The organism is Enterobacter sp. 6722112 (assembly GCF_058661685.1).
This window is the reverse complement of record NZ_JBZWGR010000001.1, coordinates 1-1707: the sequence shown is the minus strand read 5'-3', so window position 1 is coordinate 1707 and position 1707 is coordinate 1. Positions and strand designations below refer to the sequence as shown.

The 1707-nt window shown below is 51.3% G+C and carries 2 protein-coding genes and 1 pseudogene; all 3 read left to right on the top strand.

What is annotated here, in order from left to right; genetic code table 11:
* Positions 1-404 precede the first annotated feature (404 nt).
* A complete protein-coding gene (locus AC4OVU_RS00015; protein ID WP_004118279.1) occupies positions 405-755 on the top strand; it encodes a hypothetical protein in 351 nt (116 codons plus the stop codon).
* A 50-nt stretch (positions 756-805) separates the two neighbouring features.
* Positions 806-1549, top strand: coding sequence for a hypothetical protein (locus tag AC4OVU_RS00010; protein WP_000129823.1), 744 nt, complete (start codon positions 806-808; stop codon positions 1547-1549).
* Positions 1546-1707 (top strand): annotated as a pseudogene (locus tag AC4OVU_RS00005) (phage integrase family protein); the annotation flags it as partial. The gene AC4OVU_RS00010 and the pseudogene AC4OVU_RS00005, both read left to right, overlap by 4 nt.

Sequence of the window (1707 nt, the reverse complement as noted above, 5' to 3'; positions counted from 1 at the left end):
CTCTTCCTCTCCCGAGATCCGAAAAGATGTTGTTCCGGATCTGATTCAGCCCCGCCGGCGCGCAGCGGCCCGGAAACACAAGATGTAGCGGTGTTTCCAGCTGTCAGTGACCATATATGTTGTGCCCCTCCCCTGCCCCGTGACCGGCCGCTCACCACCCTGAAAGGGCGCTGTGGTTATTCCGTGTGCGTGGTACACTTCCGGAAACTGTGGAATAACATAAAAGTCGGATCCGGCCAGAGCGGCCGTCAGGTAATTTAATTACGTTGTTATATGGCTGCTTATTATTTTAGTATGTGAAAATCACTCTCGTGAAAGTCACTGTCGCGACAGAGTGGCACTCATCTGACGATGATTGAGGTGTGGTAAAATTGCACGGCTAACTATTCAACTGAGGAAAGGACATGTTTACTGCATTCAATGAGAGAAATGATTTCAGTTATGCTTTTGAAAAAATCCGTAATGCGATTTCCGCGCCAGGAGAAAATAATCTTTATGCTGCAACAGAATTAGGTCTTGGCATTCTGCTCCGTAAATACGAGCAGTTTCGCCAGGAACTGGATGCGGCCGGTGAGCTGGGAAACTGGGAATATGATCTCGATACCTACAATCACTGTATTGCGGTGCTGCAACGTTACTTCACCGGCAATCCATCCGGACTGACAGAACGTGATGCCCGGATTTACAGCCATTACCTGCAGACTGAGCACAAAAGGTTTGTGAAGCTGGCTGATGAGCTGGCTGCCGACCGCTGAATACATACAGAAGGTGTGATTTCTCAGGAATATAAAGGGGTAAATGATCAATGACTGATATACAGGCCGCAACTGAGAGTATAGTTGCTGCGACATCCCATCCGGTTTCCGTACAGCTGATTAATCAAGGGGCGGGGATCTGGGGAAACGTGGCAACCGGGCTTATCACTGGCCTGCTTACTGGGGGTATAACACTCACTGGCATCTGGCTGACACATTATTTCACGCTTAAGCGTGAGAGACAGGCGTCAGAAGATAAAATGAAAAAGGAACTGCATTACATTGCCACCGAGTTGGTATTCATGCTTGAACGGTATGCTGAGGGTTGTTTCCGGGTTGTGACGGATGACGGCCAGGATGATGATGCCCCCCAGCCTGAGAGAAAAGCTGTCACGAATTACCCTGAACTGAATCTGATCGATGTCTCCGGTGACTGGCGGACTTTAGAGCCACGTCTTATGTATCGCATCCGTGAACTGCCGGTGCTCCAGGATGAGGCCCACAGGGCAATTGCATATGCCGCCGAATACTCCGACCCTCCTTGGCATAAGGACTATTTCAGGGAACGGCAGTATCAGTTCACGCGCTTGGGCATCAACGCTGTCATTCTTGCCGTCCGTCTGCGCAAGGCAACCGGGATGCCCGAAACACGTCTTACAGGTCATGATGAATGGTCTGCAGTTTCCGTGTTTCGTAAAGTCTGGAGGCGCGAAAGAGCCCTGCGCGCTGCTGAAGCTACCCGCAACAGGGAGTGGAATCAATTAGTGATACCTGATGGAATGTCAAACCAATGAGCGGCCTCTTATCATATTCTCACCCGCAGCAGCCGGCGCAAATGCCGGTGGCCATTGACTATCCCGCCGCGCTGGCCCTGCGCCAGATGGCGCTCGTTCAAGATGAACTACCGAAATACCTGCTGGCACCGGAAGTCAGCGCCCTGCTCCATTATGTG